24 protein-coding genes are annotated in these 21,267 nt (G+C 39.9%); 9 read left to right on the plus strand and 15 right to left on the minus strand.

Annotation, left to right across the window (positions count from 1 at the left end):
* The first annotated feature begins 18 nt into the window (after positions 1-18).
* Positions 19-1,089: a transporter substrate-binding domain-containing protein gene (locus DDV96_RS02475; protein WP_116693139.1), complete on the plus strand. Its 1,071-nt coding sequence runs from the start codon at positions 19-21 to the stop codon at positions 1,087-1,089.
* A 30-nt stretch (positions 1,090-1,119) separates the two neighbouring features.
* On the opposite strand, the gene DDV96_RS02480 is transcribed toward DDV96_RS02475, so the two are convergent.
* Both DDV96_RS02480 and DDV96_RS02485 read right to left on the minus strand, forming a co-directional pair.
* Complete coding sequence (locus DDV96_RS02480) at positions 1,120-1,836, minus strand: geranylgeranylglyceryl/heptaprenylglyceryl phosphate synthase (RefSeq protein ID WP_116693140.1); 717 nt, start codon at positions 1,834-1,836, stop codon at positions 1,120-1,122.
* Positions 1,833-2,477, minus strand: a complete 645-nt coding sequence (locus tag DDV96_RS02485; protein ID WP_116693141.1) for a 4'-phosphopantetheinyl transferase family protein — start codon at positions 2,475-2,477, stop codon at positions 1,833-1,835. Before DDV96_RS02485 ends, DDV96_RS02480 begins: the two co-directional genes overlap by 4 nt.
* Before the next feature lie 118 nt (positions 2,478-2,595).
* Between DDV96_RS02485 and ahcY the strand changes: the two genes are divergently transcribed.
* Positions 2,596-3,912 (plus strand): adenosylhomocysteinase, encoded by a 1,317-nt coding sequence (gene ahcY / locus DDV96_RS02490; RefSeq protein ID WP_116693142.1) that lies wholly within the window; start codon positions 2,596-2,598, stop codon positions 3,910-3,912.
* Positions 3,913-4,002: 90 nt separating this feature from the next.
* On the opposite strand, the gene DDV96_RS02495 is transcribed toward ahcY, so the two are convergent.
* A complete protein-coding gene (locus DDV96_RS02495) occupies positions 4,003-4,554 on the minus strand; it encodes a hypothetical protein (RefSeq protein WP_116693143.1) in 552 nt (183 codons plus the stop codon).
* 98 nt (positions 4,555-4,652) lie between these two features.
* Here DDV96_RS02495 and DDV96_RS02500 point away from each other — a divergent pair, with 98 nt between their 5' ends.
* Positions 4,653-5,321, plus strand: coding sequence for a transglutaminase domain-containing protein (locus tag DDV96_RS02500; RefSeq protein WP_116693144.1), 669 nt, complete (start codon positions 4,653-4,655; stop codon positions 5,319-5,321).
* Positions 5,322-5,396: 75 nt separating this feature from the next.
* Here the strand turns inward: DDV96_RS02500 and rpmA are convergent, their stop codons facing one another.
* The 8 genes from rpmA to mutY form a co-directional block, all read right to left on the minus strand.
* Positions 5,397-5,660 carry a 50S ribosomal protein L27 gene (gene rpmA / locus DDV96_RS02505; RefSeq protein ID WP_116693145.1) on the minus strand — a complete coding sequence of 88 codons (264 nt, stop codon included), beginning with the start codon at positions 5,658-5,660 and terminating at the stop codon, positions 5,397-5,399.
* 22 nt (positions 5,661-5,682) lie between these two features.
* Complete coding sequence (gene rplU, locus DDV96_RS02510) at positions 5,683-6,315, minus strand: 50S ribosomal protein L21 (protein WP_116693146.1); 633 nt, start codon at positions 6,313-6,315, stop codon at positions 5,683-5,685.
* Positions 6,316-6,436: 121 nt separating this feature from the next.
* Positions 6,437-6,892 (minus strand): DUF4199 domain-containing protein, encoded by a 456-nt coding sequence (locus DDV96_RS02515; RefSeq protein ID WP_116693147.1) that lies wholly within the window; start codon positions 6,890-6,892, stop codon positions 6,437-6,439.
* Between the two features lie 61 nt (positions 6,893-6,953).
* Positions 6,954-7,826: a DMT family transporter gene (locus tag DDV96_RS02520; protein ID WP_116693148.1), complete on the minus strand. Its 873-nt coding sequence runs from the start codon at positions 7,824-7,826 to the stop codon at positions 6,954-6,956.
* A gap of 201 nt (positions 7,827-8,027) precedes the next feature.
* Entirely contained in the window at positions 8,028-8,579 is a 552-nt protein-coding gene (gene gldD, locus DDV96_RS02525) for a gliding motility lipoprotein GldD (RefSeq protein WP_116693149.1), read from the minus strand.
* The gene (locus tag DDV96_RS02530) at positions 8,576-9,904 is read right to left on the minus strand and encodes a gliding motility-associated protein GldE (protein WP_116693206.1); all 1,329 of its coding nucleotides are present in this window, start codon (positions 9,902-9,904) and stop codon (positions 8,576-8,578) included. The genes gldD and DDV96_RS02530 overlap by 4 nt, the downstream gene beginning before the upstream one ends.
* 42 nt (positions 9,905-9,946) lie before the next feature.
* Complete coding sequence (locus DDV96_RS02535) at positions 9,947-10,420, minus strand: single-stranded DNA-binding protein (RefSeq protein WP_116693150.1); 474 nt, start codon at positions 10,418-10,420, stop codon at positions 9,947-9,949.
* Positions 10,421-10,473: 53 nt separating this feature from the next.
* Positions 10,474-11,541, minus strand: a complete 1,068-nt coding sequence (mutY, locus tag DDV96_RS02540) for an A/G-specific adenine glycosylase (RefSeq protein ID WP_116693151.1) — start codon at positions 11,539-11,541, stop codon at positions 10,474-10,476.
* A 117-nt stretch (positions 11,542-11,658) separates the two neighbouring features.
* Between mutY and DDV96_RS02545 the strand changes: the two genes are divergently transcribed.
* The 3 genes from DDV96_RS02545 (at position 11,659) to DDV96_RS02555 (ending at position 14,639) form a co-directional block, all read left to right on the plus strand.
* Positions 11,659-11,949, plus strand: a complete 291-nt coding sequence (locus DDV96_RS02545) for an HU family DNA-binding protein (RefSeq protein ID WP_116693152.1) — start codon at positions 11,659-11,661, stop codon at positions 11,947-11,949.
* 358 nt (positions 11,950-12,307) lie between these two features.
* Positions 12,308-13,849, plus strand: coding sequence for an Rne/Rng family ribonuclease (locus DDV96_RS02550; protein ID WP_116693153.1), 1,542 nt, complete (start codon positions 12,308-12,310; stop codon positions 13,847-13,849).
* Positions 13,850-14,162: 313 nt separating this feature from the next.
* Positions 14,163-14,639: a regulatory protein RecX gene (locus DDV96_RS02555; RefSeq protein ID WP_116693154.1), complete on the plus strand. Its 477-nt coding sequence runs from the start codon at positions 14,163-14,165 to the stop codon at positions 14,637-14,639.
* 50 nt (positions 14,640-14,689) lie between these two features.
* Here the strand turns inward: DDV96_RS02555 and DDV96_RS02560 are convergent, their stop codons facing one another.
* From DDV96_RS02560 to DDV96_RS02570, 3 genes are all read right to left on the minus strand, one after another.
* Positions 14,690-15,292, minus strand: coding sequence for a hypothetical protein (locus tag DDV96_RS02560; RefSeq protein ID WP_116693155.1), 603 nt, complete (start codon positions 15,290-15,292; stop codon positions 14,690-14,692).
* A gap of 85 nt (positions 15,293-15,377) precedes the next feature.
* Positions 15,378-15,977, minus strand: a complete 600-nt coding sequence (locus tag DDV96_RS02565; RefSeq protein WP_116693156.1) for a hypothetical protein — start codon at positions 15,975-15,977, stop codon at positions 15,378-15,380.
* A gap of 474 nt (positions 15,978-16,451) precedes the next feature.
* Entirely contained in the window at positions 16,452-16,964 is a 513-nt protein-coding gene (locus tag DDV96_RS02570; protein WP_116693157.1) for an outer membrane protein, read from the minus strand.
* A 619-nt stretch (positions 16,965-17,583) separates the two neighbouring features.
* Here DDV96_RS02570 and DDV96_RS02575 point away from each other — a divergent pair.
* Entirely contained in the window at positions 17,584-19,653 is a 2,070-nt protein-coding gene (locus DDV96_RS02575) for a tetratricopeptide repeat protein (protein ID WP_116693158.1), read from the plus strand.
* Positions 19,654-19,658: 5 nt separating this feature from the next.
* On the opposite strand, the gene DDV96_RS02580 is transcribed toward DDV96_RS02575, so the two are convergent.
* The gene (locus DDV96_RS02580; RefSeq protein WP_116693159.1) at positions 19,659-20,222 is read right to left on the minus strand and encodes a DUF3109 family protein; all 564 of its coding nucleotides are present in this window, start codon (positions 20,220-20,222) and stop codon (positions 19,659-19,661) included.
* A gap of 121 nt (positions 20,223-20,343) precedes the next feature.
* On the opposite strand from DDV96_RS02580, the gene DDV96_RS02585 reads away from it, so the two are divergent.
* Together DDV96_RS02585 and DDV96_RS02590 are read left to right on the plus strand one after the other, a co-directional pair.
* Positions 20,344-20,925, plus strand: a complete 582-nt coding sequence (locus DDV96_RS02585) for a MarC family protein (protein ID WP_116693160.1) — start codon at positions 20,344-20,346, stop codon at positions 20,923-20,925.
* A gap of 67 nt (positions 20,926-20,992) precedes the next feature.
* The gene (locus tag DDV96_RS02590; RefSeq protein ID WP_116693161.1) at positions 20,993-21,208 is read left to right on the plus strand and encodes a hypothetical protein; all 216 of its coding nucleotides are present in this window, start codon (positions 20,993-20,995) and stop codon (positions 21,206-21,208) included.
* Positions 21,209-21,267: the final 59 nt, after the last annotated feature.

Genomic DNA, 21,267 nt, shown 5'->3' on the forward strand with positions numbered 1-21,267 from the left:
TCAACAAATCATTTTTTTATGATCAAAAAAATCAGTTTTCTTTTACTTCTCTTAATCGGTTTTTTCGTTTCGGCGCAAACAGCACAGGACACTACCGCCATACGTGTGGGCATTACAGGCTCAGCCCCGTTTTATATACAAAACGAAAAGCCCGAAGGGATTGTGCCCGATTTGTGGCGTGAAATTGCTTTTAGCTTGAACCGCCAATACCAGTATACAAAGTTCGACTCGGTTAAAGAAGGAATGCAGGCCACGGCAAATGGCGATATTGATGTATTGGTAGGCCCCATTACCATTAACTCCCGGCGGGCAGAAACCGTTAGTTTTTCGCAGCCTTTTTTCGATACCCAGCTCGCCATTTTGGCCCCGGTGCTGGACCTTTCGTTTTGGGACCATATAAAACCATTTTTCTCGTCCACTTTTTTATATGCAGTTTGCTTGCTGCTTATCATCCTCTCTATTGTAGGGACGCTGTTTTATTTACTGGAGGGCAGGAAATTTCCCGATGAGTACGGCGACCATCCTATAAAGGGCATTGGTATTGGGGTTTGGCTGGCCATTGTAACCATGACCACCGTAGGATATGGCGATTTCGCTCCTAAAACACCCCGTGGCCGTTTTGTAATGGGCGCTTGGATGGTTATTTCGCTGATAATGGCTACCTCGTTCGTGGCAGGGATTGCCACGACCCTTACCGTTAGCAGCCAACAAGAAAAGACCATTAAAAATTTAGGGCAACTAGAAGGAAAAAAGGTGGCCACACCCTCCTACGACAAAGTGCTCAATCAAGTACGGAATGTGGGCGGAAGCCCCGTACCCGTAACCAATGTTAATGAAGCATACCAACTGCTGAAAGATGAACAAGTAGATGCCGTTCTCTATGACGAAGTACCGCTGGAGTATGTATTTAAAAACGAAGACAAAGAAGAATTCATATTGAGCAAAAAGAACATTCAACCGCAACATTATGGATTTATCTTTCCTTTGAAAAGCGACCTGCGAAGGGCCGTGGACCTTCAAATACTGCAATTGCGGGAAGACAATACCATTAGCGACATCATTACCCAATGGATCAACTCGAAAGAATAACCGTTGGCAACTTGTTGAAATGTGGTACCGTTAATTTTCAAAAACAGTCCCCATGACCACCATATCGGCCCCGGCATTATAGGCAGCTTTTTTTTGGACATCGGTTTTAATACCGCCACCCACAATAAGTGGCATAGAAATAGCTTTTTTTACTTCGGAAATGATCTTTGGTTTTACTGGGTTTATGGCACCACTTCCAGCCTCTAAGTAAATTAATTTCGCGCCCATAAATTCACCGGCAATTGCCGTATGTACAATTGTTGAAACTGCTTCTTGCGATAGCGGTTTTGTGTTGCTCACCCGTGCTACGGCAGATTCTGTGCCGCCATCGACCAAAATGTAGCCTGTGGAAATCACTTCGAGGTCCGATTTTTTCAACTTTTCGACAGCCTTTAATTGTTGGCCCACCAAATATTCGGGATTTCGGCCAGACAACAAAGACAGAAACAAAATGGCATCGGCAAAGCTTGTTATTTGTGTATGATCGCCCGGAAACAAAATTACAGGCAGTTGAGAATGATTTTTTAATGCTTTTACGGTAGCTTCGGTATAGCCATTTGCATCGGTACTACCGCCTACGAAAAGGTGCGTAGTTTCTGATGGAAGTTGCTGAAGAAAAGAAACGGTTTCAGAACCATTGAATTTATCAGGATCGACCAGTACGGCTAAGCTTTTCCTTTTTTTCTGTCTTCCGGAAGGCGAGGCTGAAATACTTGATAAAATCTTGTTGTAGTGCCCGTGGTTCATTCCCCAGCTTTTTCTGAAATTAACGCATAGGCGCAGGTAAAGCCTTCAAATTCCAAAAACCAGACGTTATAGGTTTCTTCTTTGTCTTCAAAAGAAATTTCGGCTGTGGATTTCATATCGTCCAGACGGAAATCTTCTACATAAATATGTTCTAGAAAACTTACGCCTTTTCGGGCAAAACTTTTGTATAGCGATTCTTTTGCGCCCCAAACCATGGTCAATTTGCGCATCACGGCATCGTCGTTGGCGAGGGTTCTATATTCTTCAATCGGAGTGAATTTATGGGCTATTTTCAGTATTTTTTGCCGTTGCTTTTCAATATCGATGCCCACTTCTTGATCACTGATAATAATTGCCGAAAATATAAAAGAATGCGTAATGGAAATGAATTTGTCATCGGTTAAGTGCGGCTTTCCCTTTTCATCATAATACAAATCGTGATCGGTATAACCTGCGGCGGCCAACAAATGCCGAACGCTCATAAACCCACGGCGGTGCAAATCGCTTTTCATGCTATCGACACGCTCGCGGCAATGGTTGGTGAGCGAGATCCCATCGGAAAGGTAGTCGTACGATTCTTCAATCTTCCAAATCAAGACCTTAGTCGCGTTATTTACTGTTATAGTTTTGTAAAGTGGCATAAAATTCTGTTATATATTGTGTATTTTTGCGACCTGAAACTGAACGCTATCAGTTAAAGTATAAAATTAAGGAATTAACAATGAGTTTCCCACCTTGGTGGGAATAAAAAATAAATTTATGTCAACGAAAACAGTGCCGTACACGGCGTACAAAGTAAAAGATATTTCCCTGGCAGACTGGGGACGAAAGGAAATTGAACTGGCCGAAGCCGAAATGCCCGGTTTAATGTCCTTGCGCGAAGAATATAAAGATGAGCAACCGTTAAAAGGTGCCCGTATTGCAGGATGTTTACACATGACCATTCAAACCGCGGTATTGATTGAAACATTGATTGAGTTAGGCGCCGAAGTTACGTGGAGCTCATGCAACATTTTCTCTACGCAAGACCAAGCTGCTGCTGCGATCGCTGCTGCCGGAATCCCGGTTTATGCTTGGAAAGGAATGACCGAAGAAGAGTTTGACTGGTGTATCGAGCAAACACTTTTCTTTGGCGAGGACCGCAAACCGTTGAATATGATCCTGGATGACGGTGGTGACCTTACCAATATGGTTTTTGACAAATACCCTGAACTTGCTTCTGGCATTAAAGGTCTTTCTGAAGAAACCACCACTGGAGTACACCGCTTGTACGAGCGTATGAAAAACGGAACATTGGTGATGCCGGCAATTAACGTAAACGACAGTGTTACAAAAAGTAAATTTGATAACAAATATGGATGTCGTGAAAGTGCTGTAGATGCCATTCGCCGTGCTACTGATGTCATGATGGCTGGAAAACGTGTTGTGGTATGTGGCTATGGTGATGTTGGCAAAGGTACAGCCGCTTCCTTTAGAGGGGCTGGCGCAATTGTTACGGTTACCGAAATCGATCCTATTTGTGCGTTGCAAGCTGCAATGGACGGTTTTGAAGTGAAAAAACTGGAAACTGTTGTTGGTAAAGCGGATATCGTTATTACCACAACCGGAAATAAAGATATTGTTCGTGGCGAGCATTTTGAGGCGATGAAAGATAAAACCATCGTTTGTAATATTGGACATTTTGACAATGAAATTGCCGTTGCATGGTTAAAGGAAAACCATGGTAACACCCACGTAGAAATTAAACCACAAGTAGATAAATATACAGTAAACGGAAACGATATCATTCTTTTGGCCGAAGGCCGTTTGGTAAACTTAGGCTGTGCAACCGGCCACCCAAGTTTTGTAATGAGTAATTCATTTACTAATCAAACGTTGGCTCAAATTGAATTGTGGAAAAACACCGATCAATACGAAAACAAAGTGTATATGCTGCCAAAGCATTTAGATGAAAAAGTAGCCAAGTTACATTTGGAAAAAATTGGTGTGGAATTGACCGAATTAAGCGAAGAACAGGCCAAATATATTGGTGTGGAAGTAGAAGGACCGTTTAAACCGGAATACTATCGTTACTAAATAGATCGCTTCGCTGTTAGATATTAGATTTTAGACCGAGCTGAAGCGCTATTAGATTATAGAAGACCCTCACAGATATTGTGGGGGTTTTTATTTTGAGGTTTTGCTCTTTAAATAAACCTCTATATACTCAACAGTGGTAAGGTATTCTTGGCGCAAGGCGTCAACATACGTCTTTACTTTATTGTGTTGCGGATAGCTTGGCTTCAGGGCATCTTTTAAGCCTTCGTTGGTTACCGTAAGTGCGATGTACCAGCTCCCTGATCGTGTAATATGGGCATCTTCCAATATGGGACCATGCCCTTCTTGATCTAATTTGGCATCTACCACAATGGGCACCAAATTCACCGTTTGGGTGCTTCGTTCCACTTCATAAAAGGTAAGGTAAAAGGTGTTATTTTCAATTTCTATTGGGATATTTCCTAAGTCGTCATCATAAACAACTTGAAACTTAGCATTTATATAGTTGAAAAACTCGTTGGCATTTTTGGGGTCCTCAAAAACATACACGTAATTTTGAGGCAAGTGTTTTTTAAATTTTTTAGGCGGATAGATCTTGCCGCCATCTATATTTGGAGCAATACTCAACGGAATACACGACATAAAAAAGAATGGAAGCAATAGGGTGTAAAGATATTTCATAAAACACTGGTTAGCTATTCTAAAATTGTAAATCAATAATTATACCGACTTTACGTGTATTTACTGAAATATTTGACACGAGATACCGTTATTGGTATATGCGTATATCATTACGAAAACATGTGGTTCTATTGGGGATTTTTAGCTTTTATTCAATAATCGGCCATTCACAGATAGGTGATGTAATTAATGCGCGTAATGCTTCTGAAAGAATAAAACATTCCGCAAAAGAAACTCACGTTAATACAAAAAGCTTAGCAAGACAGATTACCAAAAATAGCCATACAGATTTTGAAAAGGCACAAGTTATTTTTATATGGATTGCAAGGAACATTGAATACGACAACGAACTTCGCACTAACACTTCTCTTCAAAAATTAATTTACACTTCTGAAGAAAATGTACTAAAAAAGGTATTGGAGCGTAAAAAAGCCCTTTGTGGCGGGTATGCCTTTCTTTATAAAATGCTATGTAAAGAAGTTGGAATTGAAAGTCAAATAATACACGGCTTTAGTAAAAAATATTATAACACCAGTACAAGAAATGGAGTAGATCATACTTGGAATGCCGTGAAAATAAATGGGAAATGGCGTTTATTGGATCTTACTTTGGCAAGAAGCCAGCGTAAAAATAATAATCCAAATTTGTATTGGTTTGATACAGACCCAAGATATTTTATTAAAACACATTACCCGGAGAATATAAAATGGACTCTGGTGACAAATCCTATTTCAAAAAAAGAGTTTGACCGAATCCCTTCTAAATAACAACATTGTACAGAATAAAAAAACCCTTAGTTAATATTTTAACCAAGGGTTTTTAAAATTTGTAATAACGTTTACTTACGCTTCTGCACCAGGTACAATGGAAACGTACGATTTGTTGTTTTTCTTCTTGGTAAATTTAACAACACCATCAACTTTTGCGTGCAAGGTATAATCTTTACCGGCATACACATTATCTGCTGGATGATGCTCCATTCCACGTTGTCTTACGATGATATTTCCTGCAACGGCATTTTGACCACCATAAATTTTAACGCCTAAACGTTTCGATTCTGATTCCCTACCGTTTTTAGAACTACCTACTCCTTTTTTATGTGCCATAATTCAAGGGTTTTAAATGTTATTATTTTCTTCCGCCGTCAAGTTCGTCTTGTAGCTTTTCCAGTTCGTCCCACTTGCCATCGGCAGCTAATTGAGCTTGTTGTGGCCAAGTGTCGGTTACTAAGTGTGCTAATCTTGAACTTGCTTCAGTTAAAATTTCAGTTAATTTTTCAGGTTTTGCCTTTGCTACTTTTGCAAACGTATCAATCCCTGCGTTAACCATCGCTTCCATAGCTTTTGGCCCTACGCCTTCAATCTTTTTAAGGTCATCTGCCTTAGTTGATTTTTTTGGAGCTGCTTTTTTAGTTTCTTCTTTTTTAGCAGAAGATGTCTTTTTAGCTCCAGAAGAAGCAATGCTTTCAATCACGATTTCTGAAAGGGCTTGTCTGTGACCGTTTTTAACACGGTAACCTTTTCTACGTTTCTTTTTGAAAACTATTACTTTGTCACCTTTAAGGTGCCTTAAGACTTTTGCTCCAACAAGAGCACCGTCTATAGCCGGGGCGCCAACAGTAACATTGTCTCCGTCACCAATAAGAAGTACGTTGTCAAAATCGACTTTTTTCCCTTCTTCAGTGGCCAAACGGTTTACAAAGACTTTTTGGTCTTTCGCAACCTTGAATTGCTGCCCTGCTATCTCTACAATTGCATACATAGCGTATCGTTTATGATATTAATTTATTTAAAGCTTTTCACGATAAAAAGCCCGCCTATTTTTAAGGCGGGTGCAAATATAATCCTAATAATTTAAATTTACAACCTGTTTTATAAGTAATTTACATCGTATTTCGTTTGCCCTCAGGGGTGTTCCACGAATCTTTTAAAAGTTGCATGAAAGCCAATGTAAGCACCAACGAAGTGGAAATCCCCATAATGACTATAGAAATTATTAAAATAAGGGTTCCTTTGTTGAAGTTTAAATTCCAGGAATCTAAGATGTTTTGAGCAAATTCGGTATCAAGCTCAAAAATATACAGTGCCATAAACACGGTAAAAATCACTGTTGCAATTGCTCCGCACCTAAAACCAACCTCAAACCCTTTTGCATAATCAAATTTTCCGGCATCGGCCTTATATTTTTTTATGGCCAACAAAATCCCGGCTCCGTATATAACGCCATTTGCCGCACTTAAAACAGGATATTCGTGAAGCCCAAACAGTTTTAGCAATAAAAAATAAACGATTAAAACTACGGCGATTAGAACTCCGTAACGGGAATAAATTTTGAACATGACAGTTGGTTTTTGACTTTAAAGCTACTGAAAGTTACAAAATATTCTTCTAAAGAATGTGTTAAGTTTTTTTTGACAGCAATACGCCCAATAAAATTATCCCAGTGGCCACCAGCTGAAACCACCCGAATTGTTCGCCATCCAAAACGCCCCATAACAAAGCTATAACAGGGATGTTGTAGGTAACCGAAGATGCAAAAATAGGTGTGCTTATCTGGACCAACGTGTTGTACAATACTTTTGCCAAAGCGGTGCCCACCAAAGCCAAAATCAATAGATAGCCCAAAGACGGGTAAAGGGCTTTAGCCTGAAACGTGGCTTCGGAAAAAAATCCCGAGCCCAGCAACACAATCACGGCCGGAATGATGATTACCGAAAATTGCCCTGCCGTAATGGCCAAGGCCGGCACGTTTTGAAGGTGCCTTTTAATAATGTTTACATTGCAGGCGTAACATACCGATGCGACCAGCACCAGCCCTGCGTACCAGTAATTCTGATTTGGGTTTATCTCACTACCGCTCCATATTAGCAAAAAACTCCCTACAAGCCCGATAATAACACCTATTAATTGGTTTCGGGTAAAGCCAATACTAAAAGCCACAGCGCCCAAAAGCAAGGTCATAATCGGGGTGGTGGAATTTAAAATGGAAGCCACGGCACTGTCTATTTCCGTTTCCGCAAAAGCAAAGAGAAACGCAGGGATAAACGTTCCGAGAAAGCCGGAAACAGCAATCCACTTCCACTCCCGCTTATGTATGGTTTTTAGTTTCCTGAAACCGATGAGCAACAAAAAAGCGGCGGCAAACAGCGTACGGAGCGCCCCGAGCTCAAGCGGTGTCAACCCTATCAATGCTTTTTTTATAAGAATGAACGAACTGCCCCACACCACCGAGAGGATGGCGAGATATATCCATTTTTTGTCGATGCCTTTCATGCTTCAGAAAATTGAAGCGGCAAAGGTCGGGAAATTGAGTTGGTTTTAAGTTTAAAAAGAATGTAGTTTTATTTAACCGTGCAATTTGTGTTTTTCTATCTCTTATGCTGAGGATTGTTAGTAAAAAATATCAACAATGGCAAAAAAGATCGGGAAATGTATTGAACATCTGAGGTTTTAAAAGCGCGAAAAAAATCAGTTTTACTGCCACTCCATCGTCTCCATCAATACCCGGATGTCTTTACGAAGGTACATCACGGCCGGGTAGATAGAATCGAAATTGGGCTTGGCCTTAAAGTACAACGAGCCCGTGATGAAATGTTTTACGCTGTCGGTCACGTAAAATTGCGATTGGGTGGCGGCGTTACCGTCTATCATGTAAAACATGCCATACACATTGTTGATGGAGTCAACCCTGGGCTGTTCCAAAATTTTATTGGCTTTAATAGTATGGTCGTAGGTAAGTTTTTGCGCATCGTACAACAAAGAATCTATACTGTGGTTTTTAACCGATTGATAAGTAAGGTAGATAGTGGCATTCATTGCAGGATAATCAATGTCCAAATTACAGCCGTGATCGGTATTTAAAGTGGCATTAGCATTCATATTAAACGAATAAGGGCAGTCTACATCCACTTTTTTATAGGTGTTCTCTGGGTACTCCAACCTAAGTTTGGCGGCTGGTTTTACCACAACTTCTTCATTACAGGCCAAAATAAAAAAGCAAAGAAATACAACTGTTAAAAACCTCATATATTGATGGAAAGTTTAATTTGTTTAATGCGTTTGTTATCGAACGCTTCAATAGTAAACGAATAGTGGTGGAAGGTTATTATTTCGTTTTTCTTCGGAAAACCTTTTGAAATTTCCAGCAAGAATCCGGCCAACGTTTCGGCCTCGCCCTTTTGGGTTTCAAAAACCTGCGGATCTTCCAGACCAATTACCTTATAAAAGTCCTTTAAAGGCGTTTTCCCTTCAAAAACATAGTTGTTTTCGTCCAATTTTGAAAAAACGAGGTCTTCATCATCAAATTCGTCGCTTATCTCGCCTACAATTTCCTCAATGATGTCTTCTAACGAAATCAATCCACTAGTGCCGCCATATTCGTCCACCACAATGGCCAAGTGCATTTTCATTTCCTTGAATTCATTTAAAAGATCGTCCAGCTTTTTGTTCTCCGGCACAAAATAAGGTTCCCGTTTCAAGGTTTTCCAATCGAGTGTTTTTCGGTCAATGTACGGCATGAGATCTTTTACATATAAAATTCCGGTAATATTGTCGATATTATCTTTAAAAACCGGGATGCGCGAATAGCCGTTTTCCATTATGTGCGGCATAATGTCTTTATAGGACAGCTCTTCGCTAAGGGCAAAAATGTCCATACGCGGTTTCATTACCTGTTTGGTATCGGTGTTGCCAAAGGTTACGATACCTTTGAGTATTTTCTGTTCTTCGTGGGTGGTTTCTTCTTCATCGGTAAGCTCCAACGCCTGTGAAAGCTGGTCCACGCCAATGTTCACTTTTTGTTTGCCAAAGCGGTTGTGCATGTACAGCGTCGTGCTGCGCATAGGCAAGCTCAGTGGCGAAAAGAGTTTATCGAGCACCTGAAGTGGATAGGCCATAAATAAGGAAAAGCCCACTTTGTTACGGCTGGCATAAATTTTCGGCAAGATTTCGCCAAACAACAAGATTAAAAAGGTGGCTACCCCAATTTTTAAGACCAACAATAAACTGAGCTGGAAAAAGTACAGATTTATGGTATAATCTATACTACTGAACCACGCATCGCTCAACGACTCAAACAGTAAAACAATGGCAATGTTTATGAGGTTATTGGCTATCAATATGGTGGCCAGCAGCTTTTTGGGCCTATCCAGCAACCGCTGTACGATTTCCAGTTTTTTGGAAGCCGCATTGTCATCGCCTGTATCAAAATCGGTTGGGGCAAGGGAAAAGAAAGCGACTTCGGCCCCAGAAATCAAAGCCGAGCAAAGCAACAGCACTACCAGCATGAGTATGCCGGGGATTTCGGTATAGCTAAGCAATGCAATAAATAAACTCGGAGGTTCCGGATCCAAAATCAAAGGTTAGGTTATACGTTGCGGTGTTTACAGCATGGTTTAAAACGGTAGGTCGTCCTCTTCTTCCCCACTGGGTTCTTGTGCTTTTGGAGCTTGGGCTTGGTTTTGTTGACCGCTGTTCTGGTTGTTTGGTGTACCTGTGGCTTTTTGTGGCGCAGGCCCCTTCCCCGATTCGTTTTTTGGCGTTAAAAACTTAAAATCGGTACATTGTATCTCGGTACTATAGCGGTCGTTACCGCTGTCGTCCTGCCATTTTCGGGTCCTGATGCGGCCTTCAATGTAAACTTTATCCCCTTTTTTTAAGTATTTTTCGCAAATTTCTGCCCCTTTGTTGCGCACCACGATGTTGTGCCACTCGGTATTGTTTATCCGTTCGCCGGTGGTGCGGTTGGTGTAACTTTCGTCCGTTGCAATTGGGAAACGCCCTATGCATCCGTTATTATCAAAATAGTGCATTTTCACTTCATCACCCAGATGCCCGATAAGCATCACTTTATTCAATGTTGCGCTCATAATTATCGTATTAATTTACAAAGGTATATATAGTTTTAAAGATAGCGAATTTTTCAGTTTTTAAAAACCGAAAAGTCCGAAATAAAATTCTGGAGCAGCACCGGTACGGGATAGTTTTGTATTTCAGAAAAAGGGATCCCCGTGTTTTGTATTTCAGAAACCGCTACGATCCAAAACCGTGCAAAAAGGTGTTGGTGCGACAGTTTATGAACCACGGATGTTTCATTATATAATACCATGTCTTCAATGTTCACTTCTTCTGAAAAAAGCTTGAACCCTTCCAGTTTTTTCAGTTCCTTTTCTGAAACTTCTTTCCCGCTTTCAATTAAAGGAAACTCATACAACTGTTGCCAAATCCCTTTGCCGGTTCGTTGGTTAAGGAGGGTTCTTTTGCCTTCTGAAAGCACTACCATATAATTAAAGTAGCGTTTCTTGACTTTGCGCTTTTTAAGCTTTACCGGTAAAGCCGAAACCAGGTTTTTTTTATACGCTTCGCAACGGTTGTTGAAAATACAGGCCTCACAATTGGGGTTTCGCGGCACACAATAACGGGCGCCAAACTCCATAAGTGCCTGGTTATAGGTTCCCGGTTGCTCCGCATCGATTAATTGTTGTGCCAATTGCTTGAATTCTTTTTTCCCGGCGGTGCTGTTTATTGGCGTTTCAACACCAAAAACCCGGGAAAGCACGCGATAGACGTTGCCGTCAACAACCGCTTGAGGTTCATTGTAACAAATAGAAGCAATGGCACTGGCGGTGTAATCCCCGACGCCCTTCAGGTTTAAGAGGTCTTTATAATTTGAGGGGAACTCCCCTTTTAATGTTTCTGAAATATAGTGTGCCGCCGCGTGAAGGTTCCTGGCGCGGGAATAATAGCCCAGTCCTTGCCATAGTTTGAGCACGGTTTTCTGTGGCGCTTCGGCGAGGTGGAAAACCGTAGGAAACGCATCGACAAATTTTAAATAATAGGGCAATCCTTGCTCAACACGGGTTTGTTGCAACATTATTTCGCTGAGCCATATGCGGTAGGGGTCCTTGGTTTTTCGCCATGGTAATTCCCGTTTGTTTTCTAAATACCACGTTATTAGTTTGTTACGAAAAAAAGTTGTATTTTCTGGCATTGGGCAAAAATAGGCTTTATCTGTTTATATTTTAAATGATTAAGGTTTGAGTATTTGATTTTAAAATTGTTATATTTGCCCTTTTGAAAAAAATAACCCTAAATAAAATTTATAATAATGACGAAAGCAGATATTGTAGCGAAAATCTCAGAAAAGGAAGGAATGGAAAAAGCTGACGTACAGGCAGTAATCGAGACTTTTATGAGTGAAGTAAAAAACACCTTAGAAGGTGGGGACAATGTATATTTAAGAGGTTTTGGAAGCTTTATCATCAAGAAAAGAGCCGAAAAAACAGGAAGAAACATCTCTAAAAACACGACCATCAAGATTCCCGCACACAACATTCCCGCTTTTAAACCAGCAAAAGTATTTGTAGAAGGTGTAAAAACCAACGTGGAAGTAAAATAATAATAACACTAAAAACGAGCGTAATATGCCAAGTGGTAAAAAAAGAAAAAGACATAAAGTAGCGACACACAAGCGCAAGAAAAGAAGACGCGCTAATCGCCACAAAAAGAAAAAGTAGTTTCTAACTACTTTTTTCGTTTAAAAGCACTTCGTTTGGGCTTCTTGTGCTTACAGGAAGCAAAAGCGGACTAAAGAAATTTAAAACGTTCTTTGAAAATGAAATCACCCTGTTTCTTTTCTTAAATAAGTGATTTCGACGGGTTATCCTGAACACAGCAATTTCAGGATACAAAAAAACCTGTTATAAAATATTGTATAATCCATCCCGATAAAATATCGGGACAAAAATCATGTACAAGTGAGCTACGAATTATTTATTAGATCCAGTTCACAAGAAGTTGATTTTGCCCTTTTAAAAGATGGAAAACTATTAGAATTACATAAAGAGGAAGAAGACAACAAGTTTTCGGTAGGCGACGTGTTTATCGCCAAAATACGGAAAACCGTTCCCGGTCTTAACGCAGCTTTCGTTAACGTAGGCTACGAGAAAGATGCATTTTTGCATTATCACGACTTGGGACCAAAGGTCACTTCGCTTTTAAAATTCGTAAAACGTGTAAGCACAGGTAAACTTAAAGACTATTCTTTAAAGGATTTCCCTTTTGAAAAAGAGATTGATAAAAACGGCGGCATTAACAATGCGCTTAAAAACAATCAATCTATTCTGGTACAAATTGTAAAAGAACCTATATCCACCAAAGGCCCGCGGATAAGCTCTGAGCTTTCCATTGCAGGCCGGTATATAGTATTGGTTCCTTTTTCGGACCGCGTTTCCATTTCCCAAAAAATAGAAAGCAAAGAAGAAAAAGACAGGCTTAAACGCCTGGTAACCAGTATTAAACCCAAAGGATTTGGCGTTATTATACGTACTGTAGCAGAAGGCAAAAAAGTAGCAGAACTGGATGGAGATTTACAAAATCTCATGGATCGCTGGACGGCGATGTGCAAAAAGCTACGGGGAGCGCACCACCCCAGCAAGGTGCTCAGCGAGTTAAACCGGGGAGCGTCGATTATAAGAGATGTGTTCAACGACGAATTTTCGGCGATACACATAGACGACGAGACCCTTTACTTGCAAATAAAAGATTATGTGCAGCAAATTGCACCCGACAAAGAGAATATTGTCAAACTGTACGACTCGAAAGTACCGCTTTATGAAAAGTTTGGTATTGAACGTCAAATTAAAACATCCTTCGGGAAAACTGTTTCCAGTAGTAGAGGAACTTATTTGGTGATCGAACACACGGAGGCCATGCACGTAATAGACGTGAACAGCGGCAACCGTAGCAATAAATCGAAAAACCAAGAAGACACTGCCCTGGAAGTTAATTTAATAGCAGCGACCGAAGTGGCCAGGCAATTGCGCCTACGGGACATGGGAGGCATCATTGTGGTGGATTTCATCGATATGGGACACGCCAAAAACCGCAAAAAGCTCTACGATCATCTTCGCAACGAAATGAAAAACGATAGGGCCAAGCATAAAATACTGCCCCCAAGTAAGTTTGGGTTGATCCAGATTACCCGCCAGCGGGTTCGTCCAGAGATGAACATTAAAACGCGCGAAGATGCGCCCGGCGGTGAAAACGGAGAAATTGAAGCACCCATAGTGGTCGTGAACAAAATTACCGAAGACCTTAAAAAGCTCTTCAACAAAAACTATAAAAAGATAACCTTAAACACACATCCTTTTATAGCGGCTTTTTTAATTAAAGGCTTTCCATCTGTGCGAACCAAATGGTTTATGGAGCACAAAAAATGGGTAAAAATCCAACCTAGAGACGCTTACACGTATCTGGAATATCATTTTTACGACAAAGACGGAGAAATGATTAAGTAAATCCAATTGAAAACCCTTTCAAATTTATTTTTGAGAGGGTTTTTTTATGCATTGCACTCACCTAACCTTTCCCAGAGGGAGCGGAATTGTTTTATGTTTTTAATTAAAAGTGAGCTACTATTTTTAATTGCTACTACTTTAAAAGGTGGGCGTGCATTTTTTTTTCTTAACTTGGAAATCCCACCCTTAACCCCTCCTGAGGGGAGGGGAATCGGTTTTGCTTTTATTTTTTAAATTCTCAAGTCTCACATCTAATATCTCAATTCTCACAACTCATGTCTAATTCTCCTGAAACTTTCCTTATTTTTATCCTGTGAACCCCGTAAAAACATATACCGTAGATGAAGCCACTCGAAAATTAGAGAATTACTGTGCCTATCAAGAGCGTTGCCATAAAGAAGTTCGGCAGAAGTTAAGGGATATGCGAATGATCCCTGATGCCATTGATCATATTATCCATCATTTGCTGCACCACGATTTTTTAAATGAAACCCGATTTGCGCAAGCCTTTGCCCGCGGAAAATTCAAGACCAAAAAATGGGGCAAACACAGGATTGTGCGCGAATTGAAGTTTCGGGATATTTCGGCCTATAACATTAAAAAAGCCATGGAAGAAATCTCGGAAGCAGAATACTACAAAACCTTTCACGAGCTTGCTGAAAAACGGATGAAGCAATTGGAACGTGAAACCAATCTTCAAAAGAAAAGAAAAAAACTGGCTGATTACCTACTATACCGAGGCTGGGAAAGCAATTTGGTGTACGAGAAGGTGCGGGAGTTAACTGCATAAAAAAACCGAAAGTCCATGCTTCCGGTTTTTAATTAGCTGTACGGTAAAAATTATCCTAAATCATCGACATCCAATTCATCAATAGCGTCCCAAGTTTCGTCTAAGTCCATATTGGTACCGCTGGCTTTTATGTAAAAACGGCCGTCTTCCATTAATTGTATGTTACTGTTGTTGTCGTTCTTTTTGTATTCTTCAATGGCCTTGTTGCCGTCTTTTTTTACGGTCCTACGGGTTTTGTATTCCGTCTCTTCTTCAAAATCCTGCGAAAAGAGCATGCGCATCCCGGCCGTGGCGGCAGCGCCCATTTGGCCTGCACCATCGATAATTTGGAACTCAAATTTTTTAGATTTATCTTCATTGGCATACGTTGCTTCTATCGAGGCAATTTTCATATACGAAGCCTGTCCTGCTTTGTACGCAATGCGTTTCATGCCGTTTACCTCATCGGGCAGCCAATCTTTGAAATCTTCATTGGTAAGGGGCTCCATTTTTTGAAGTTCTTTAATATCGTCCCCCATTTTATTCATTTCCTTTACTGCATTGGTAGTATTGGAAACAGTTTCACGGGTTTCCTTTATCTTTTTTGAAACGGGGTTGTCTTTGCAACCAAAAAATAGTGTTAATGCAAATATTCCTAAGAGTAGTTTTTTCATAATATTGAAATTTTAAGTTGTGTTTTGGTAGTTTATTTATAGTGCTAATATACTAAAAGCCAAGGATTTTGAGCTATAGTCGACATTATTTTTCACTTATAGCCTCCCCTGAAACTTCAAAAGGTTTTTCAGGAAAACCGTAGAGCACCAGCTGTTTATCGGTTACTTTTTTAATGGGTATTGAGCCTAACCTTCTATCATTTCTGTAAATGGAGAGAAAATAAGTGTTGTTTATGTTTTCCAATCGGGTATCCGGACCTTTTATTTGTTCAGTTTTTCCAAAATTTGTTGTCAAGGTTCTTCCTTTATATTCTATTTCAAAGTTCATTTTTTCAATTGCTGTTTTTGGCAGGACAGTCTTGGTAGGCAAGAGCCTAACAAAGTCTATAGAGTCTGCTAACCTATCTGGAGCTAACCTAAACCTGTTCTTGTCAACAAACCTAAACACACCTATGGATGTGGTATCAACATCGATTCTATTATCGTTTATTTTATAAGGGGTCGCTGAAAACCGTTCCTTAAAATCGTAGTGCGTTAAGCTGTCTTTGGTAAATTGCATAACGTGCATATTGAGAAATGAATTTTTATTGTCTTTTTTGGCCATTATCCACGTTCCTTCTATAGATTGCCCACAAGAGACCAGCGTACTGAAGAGTAAACATCCAAAAAAGAATACAGTTTTCATAATATAGAGTAAATTTTAATTTTTAACATTTTATAACCCTCGGCAACACTTTTGTTCACTTTACTAAAATGAATACATCAAGTACATTTCAAAAATATACTCAGCCATTGTAAAGCACTATTAATTATGTAACAAAAGGTGTTGCTTATGTAACTTGACCCTTTCTTTTTAAATAAAAACCCTATGCCAGCTCTTTGTGGAATTGGCATAGGGCACATTTATTAACAAGCATAAAGTTCGCTTAAGTAATTTTAAGGAGGCCACAAGCTCGGGTCGAATTTATTTTTAAAATAGTCAGGTACAACAAAAATTTAAGATCCCCCCAAGTGTCGGAGTTTGAAGACCCAAAACCTGCTTTTTAATGGTTACATTTCAATGACTAATAACAATAAGCTGTCATTATCAACATTTTTAAATGCTTGCTATCTTTGGGTCAACAGCTTTTTGTCATATTTTAATCGGTCACGAATGATTTTATATATTGAATTTCACACCAGCTGCCAATACGAGTTGCCCGCCATCGATAATAACGTACTTTAATTCGGCAAAGGGCATAATGTTGCTGCCTAAATCCATATTGGCACCGGCACCGAGGTTAAGGCCAAATCTTCCGTCTGAACTATCCACGCTATAACCAAAATCACCATAATCAATATCTGCATCTATGCTAACATTAGTGTAGTTAAGACCTCCCAGTCCGTAAAGATGGAACCCTTCATCTTGAATAAAGTAATAGTTTACGTTTCCATTTATCTCCCACCAGTTTACTTTAATAGGCCCTTCTTCTTTAGGGAAGTAGTAAATAAAACTTGGTGAAATACTAAGGTTGTCCAGCACGCCAAATTCGGCATTGGCACCAATACCCAGGTTTTCGATTTCTGTTCCGTAGGCAAGCTCAGCGCCAATACGGGTATCGATTTGCGCTTGCGAAACGACTAAGCCTGCAAAAAATAAAAATGCTGTGAAAATTAATTTTTTTGTTTTCATTATATGTTGTTTAGTTAATATTGATGTAAATATCTTTAACAAAGGCGGTTATGGCAACACAGAATGATTGTATGTCCTATTTCAATGAGTGAGCGTCCCATATTTTTATTTAAAGCTATTCCCACATGAATACCCCCTCCAAGCATCTTTCCCCAACCCATACCGCACTTAGAACCCATGTAAATGGCTTTCGTCAACATTTATTTAGAGGTTTTGAAAGAAGTTGTATATTTAATGTCTTTTACCTTTTTAGCTGAAAGCCATTAACCTTTAAAGCAACTCCTTAAATTATGAAAGCTGTTATAATGAATGATGAGACACGCTATATAAAAAGTCTTGCAATGCACATAAAGAACAGGCTTTCTGGAGCCAAAATCGTATGTAAAATCACAGGCTGCTCAACAGGTGTTTTTTTATTCGCAATCACAAACTTCTTCTAATCACTGCAAATTACATAAAAATTTACCACTGTAATGATAGAAGTTACCTTGTCATGCAAGACAGTGCATCCATCCCGGGGAGCAACGACAAAAAAGAACTCGTTACCAGTTTGTTCGATGCTATTGTTAAAATCATTATCTTAGTCGACAATTGCTTCCATTTTAATAAGCCCTAAATTATGCCTTCTCCTCCAAAAAAATTTTGTCTGTTTGTGCCGTATCAGGCCTTGATTTTAGCATTATTGGTGCCTTGTATTGTGTTTTCCCAATCAAAATCGCGATTAGACAGCCTTGAAACCGCTTTTGAGCAGGAAACCAACGACTCGCTACAAGTGATTAAAGCGATCGATCTTTCCAGGTACCTTCATAGAAAGGAACAGGATGAAGATAAAGAATACCGTTATGCCGAGCGTGCTGTAGAAAAGGCACTTCAATTAAATGATACCATCATGTACGCCAAAGCATTAGATAATTTAGGGCTGTTACACCGGTATCACCAGTACTACAATGAGGCCATCGACCTTCACATTAAAGCATTTCAGCTTGTGGAACACAAAGATGTTCCACCTATCCTTAAAATGATATTTGCAAACAATGCCGGCGTAGCGGCACGGTACAACCAGAAGTACGATACGGCCATTTCTTATTATATGAAGGCCTTGAAATTGGCCGAAACCGAAAACAACATAAAGAACATTGCCATATCCAATAACGGAATAGGCAACACCCTCTCGAACATGCCCAAGCGACAAGATGAAGCAATAAACTACTTTAACCGGTCCCTACAAGCCGAAAAGCAACTGAACGACAGCCTTGGCATCGCCATGAATTACCTTTCCATTGGCGATTATTACATCGATAAAGAAGCGTATGCGACGGCGCGGGAATATTTAGGTGAATTACTTAAATTAAACACCAAGAGAAATGACCCTTTCGGTTTAGCCATTACCTACGAGTATATGGGATTGGCTTTTTTAAAACAAGGGAAAGACCTACAAAAAGCAACGCTTTATTTTAACAAAGCCCTTGACCGTTTTAAGGAGCTTAACAACAGACATAGGCAAGCGGGCATTCTTAGTTACTTGGGCAATGTTGAGTTGCAGAAAAACAACCTCGTTCAGGCCGAAACATATTACCGCGAGTCACTCGCCTTGAGCAAAACATTGAACCAACACAGTTTGATTATTCAAAACTCTTTCAAATTGTCTGAAATATTCGAACAGGAAAATAACCCCAAACAAGCCTTGCAGTATTATAAGCAGGGCAAAATATATGAAGACAGCATTAAGCTCACCGAACAGAATGTAAGAATAGAAGGACTTACCCGAAAATATAACTTAGAACAGAAAGAAAACCACATACAGTTATTGGAAAAAGACAAAGAGCTGCAACAAACCGAACTGGCAAAACAAAAGCAGGAACTGGAACGACGGCGTAGCGTAACTGTGCTCTTGGGCATTGGTTTTTTCTTATTGTTGATTATTTTCTTCTTGCAGTACCGCAATATGCGCCTGAAGAAAAAGAACCAAGAACGCATTCAAAAAGAAGAGAAGGAAAAAATGAACGCCATTTACGAGCGCAACCTTGCCCAAGCAGAAATATTGGTCACCCGCTTGCGAATCAACCCTCATTTTCTGTTCAACAGCTTGAACGCCATTACCTATTTAATACAGAGCGATCAAAACGAAAAAGCCATAAAATACCTCGTAATATTCAGCCGTTACACAAGGATGGTGCTGGAAACATCAAAAAAACACGTTATCCCGATAGAAGAAGAGCTTAAACTAACGGAATATTATCTTAAGTTAGAAGAAAACAGGTTTAAGAAAGACTTTACTTTCAGAATTACCGTAGCGGACAATGAAGAAGTTGATGATAAGGATATGGGCATCCCTCCATTATTATTGCAACCTTTTATAGAAAATGCAATTTGGCACGGACTCTTGCCCAGCAAAAATGAGGTAAAGACGCTTCACATTTCCTGTTCGCCCACTTCCACAGGCATACAGATAAGCATAGATGACAATGGTGTGGGTCGAAAGGCCCAAAAAGAGCAACCGTACAAAAAACACAACAGCATGGGCATCGAGATCATAGAACAGCGTATTGACTTATACAATAAAAGCCATGCCGAAACGATAGCCTATAAAATCATTGACAAGAAGGCTGAAGACGGCTCACCCTTGGGCACACGGGTGGTTTTAACCCTTGTACAGGCTCCAGTTAAAGAATATGCAATGGAAGTTTAATGCCGCTATCGTTCGGAAACGACTTTCTCCAATTCGGCATACCAATCTTCGCCATATTTGCGTATGAGGGCATCTTTCACAAATTTATAAACAGGCACTTGCAGTTCTTTGCCCAAAGTACAGGCATCATCGCAAATAGGCCACCTGTGATAGTTTACGGCCGAAAACTCACTGTAATCTTGAATTCGGACGGGATATAAATGACAGGAAATAGGTTTTCTAAAATCAATTTCACCAGCATTAAAAGCATCTTCAATGCCACAACTGGCCGTTCCGTTTTCAGTAAACGTTACATAAGCACATTCTTTCCCATTTACCAAGGGGGTTTCAAGTTCGTTTTGTGGACTTTTTATGTAAGTGCCCTGCTGCTCGATGGCCTGGATGCCTTCTGGGCGCAGGAAAGGTTTTACTTTGGAGTAAATTTCCTGTAAAATGTTGGTTTCATCTTCGGTAACAGGCGCTCCGGCTTCGCCTTCAATACAACACGCCCCTTTGCACGCACTGAGGTTGCACACGAATTCTTTTTCTATAATATCTTCCGAAATGATTGCTTTTCCTAATTGAAACATACGGCAAAGGTACTTGGTTTTCTGTGTTTTTTTCAGGAAAAAACAACTAAAAATTTAACACGATCATAGGCTTGAATAATTTACAATATTGATTACTTTTGCCGGCTTAAAATTTTAGGGTATGGATTTTAATTTCAAACAAATTGCAACCGCCACCATGGTATTGTTTGCGGTTATCGACATTATAGGGAGCATTCCTGTAATCATTTCTCTGCGGGAAAAATCCAAGGAAATAAAAAGCGGGCGTGCCTCGATTATTTCGGCGGTGGTTTTAATCGTTTTCCTATTTATCGGCGAGCGTATTTTAAACCTCATCGGCATCAATGTGAATGAGTTTGCGGTTGCTGGGGCTTTGGTACTGTTTTTTATCGCCTTGGAAATGGTCTTGGGCATTACCTTGTTTAAACAACAGGACCACGACCTGAACATGGCGACGGTGTTCCCTATAGCTTTCCCCATTGTTGCAGGTCCCGGAAGTTTGACAACGTTGCTTTCTCTCCGTGCTGAATTTGAATTGCAAAACATCATTATCGCCATATTTGTAAACATTATCATCGTTTTTATTGTTTTGAGAACCTCTTCCTCACTTCAAAAATTCTTGGGAAAGAACGGTATTGGTATCATTGAAAAGATTTTTGGGGTTATTTTGCTGGCTATTTCAGTAAAACTGTTTACTTCCAACATTCAGGAATTATTTAGTTAATTTTGTGCTGTGCACTACAACTTGAAAAAGAAAATGTGCAACTGATACATAATAAAAAAACAAAGCGATGAAAATTTTTATATACATTCTTATGGCCCTCGCCGTTGGTTTAATAATCTTCAATGCCACAAAACTGGATTTTGACCATCTTTTTGAAGGAGATAGCATGGTGGCCGCCATTAGCGTACTGGCCGGTGTCTGCGCTATTTTGCTGTTGGTTATTTTGCAGGTTTCGCAAGTTATACAGAAAAAGAAAAAAGGTCTTAAAAAAGAGGGGGTGTAATCTCCATCCCGGACCTTTAGGATTGAAAAGGCTACAAACGCCATTCCGATAGAGGCTCG

It is taken from the genome of Marixanthomonas spongiae (genome assembly GCF_003095375.1).
GTDB lineage: Bacteria > Bacteroidota > Bacteroidia > Flavobacteriales > Flavobacteriaceae > Marixanthomonas > Marixanthomonas spongiae.

What these genes read in the sequence shown, in the direction of transcription:
- DDV96_RS02475 (WP_116693139.1), top strand. Translation starts at nt 19, where the DNA reads ATGATCAAAAAAATCAGTTTTCTTTTACTTCTCTTAATCGGTTTTTTC.
- DDV96_RS02480 (WP_116693140.1), bottom strand. Translation starts at nt 1,836, where the DNA reads ATGAACCACGGGCACTACAACAAGATTTTATCAAGTATTTCAGCCTCG.
- DDV96_RS02485 (WP_116693141.1), bottom strand. Translation starts at nt 2,477, where the DNA reads ATGCCACTTTACAAAACTATAACAGTAAATAACGCGACTAAGGTCTTG.
- ahcY (WP_116693142.1), top strand. Translation starts at nt 2,596, where the DNA reads ATGTCAACGAAAACAGTGCCGTACACGGCGTACAAAGTAAAAGATATT.
- DDV96_RS02495 (WP_116693143.1), bottom strand. Translation starts at nt 4,554, where the DNA reads ATGAAATATCTTTACACCCTATTGCTTCCATTCTTTTTTATGTCGTGT.
- DDV96_RS02500 (WP_116693144.1), top strand. Translation starts at nt 4,653, where the DNA reads ATGCGTATATCATTACGAAAACATGTGGTTCTATTGGGGATTTTTAGC.
- rpmA (WP_116693145.1), bottom strand. Translation starts at nt 5,660, where the DNA reads ATGGCACATAAAAAAGGAGTAGGTAGTTCTAAAAACGGTAGGGAATCA.
- rplU (WP_116693146.1), bottom strand. Translation starts at nt 6,315, where the DNA reads ATGTATGCAATTGTAGAGATAGCAGGGCAGCAATTCAAGGTTGCGAAA.
- DDV96_RS02515 (WP_116693147.1), bottom strand. Translation starts at nt 6,892, where the DNA reads ATGTTCAAAATTTATTCCCGTTACGGAGTTCTAATCGCCGTAGTTTTA.
- DDV96_RS02520 (WP_116693148.1), bottom strand. Translation starts at nt 7,826, where the DNA reads ATGAAAGGCATCGACAAAAAATGGATATATCTCGCCATCCTCTCGGTG.
- gldD (WP_116693149.1), bottom strand. Translation starts at nt 8,579, where the DNA reads ATGAGGTTTTTAACAGTTGTATTTCTTTGCTTTTTTATTTTGGCCTGT.
- DDV96_RS02535 (WP_116693150.1), bottom strand. Translation starts at nt 10,420, where the DNA reads ATGAGCGCAACATTGAATAAAGTGATGCTTATCGGGCATCTGGGTGAT.
- mutY (WP_116693151.1), bottom strand. Translation starts at nt 11,541, where the DNA reads ATGCCAGAAAATACAACTTTTTTTCGTAACAAACTAATAACGTGGTAT.
- DDV96_RS02545 (WP_116693152.1), top strand. Translation starts at nt 11,659, where the DNA reads ATGACGAAAGCAGATATTGTAGCGAAAATCTCAGAAAAGGAAGGAATG.
- DDV96_RS02560 (WP_116693155.1), bottom strand. Translation starts at nt 15,292, where the DNA reads ATGAAAAAACTACTCTTAGGAATATTTGCATTAACACTATTTTTTGGT.
- DDV96_RS02565 (WP_116693156.1), bottom strand. Translation starts at nt 15,977, where the DNA reads ATGAAAACTGTATTCTTTTTTGGATGTTTACTCTTCAGTACGCTGGTC.
- DDV96_RS02570 (WP_116693157.1), bottom strand. Translation starts at nt 16,964, where the DNA reads ATGAAAACAAAAAAATTAATTTTCACAGCATTTTTATTTTTTGCAGGC.
- DDV96_RS02575 (WP_116693158.1), top strand. Translation starts at nt 17,584, where the DNA reads ATGCCTTCTCCTCCAAAAAAATTTTGTCTGTTTGTGCCGTATCAGGCC.
- DDV96_RS02580 (WP_116693159.1), bottom strand. Translation starts at nt 20,222, where the DNA reads ATGTTTCAATTAGGAAAAGCAATCATTTCGGAAGATATTATAGAAAAA.
- DDV96_RS02585 (WP_116693160.1), top strand. Translation starts at nt 20,344, where the DNA reads ATGGATTTTAATTTCAAACAAATTGCAACCGCCACCATGGTATTGTTT.
- DDV96_RS02590 (WP_116693161.1), top strand. Translation starts at nt 20,993, where the DNA reads ATGAAAATTTTTATATACATTCTTATGGCCCTCGCCGTTGGTTTAATA.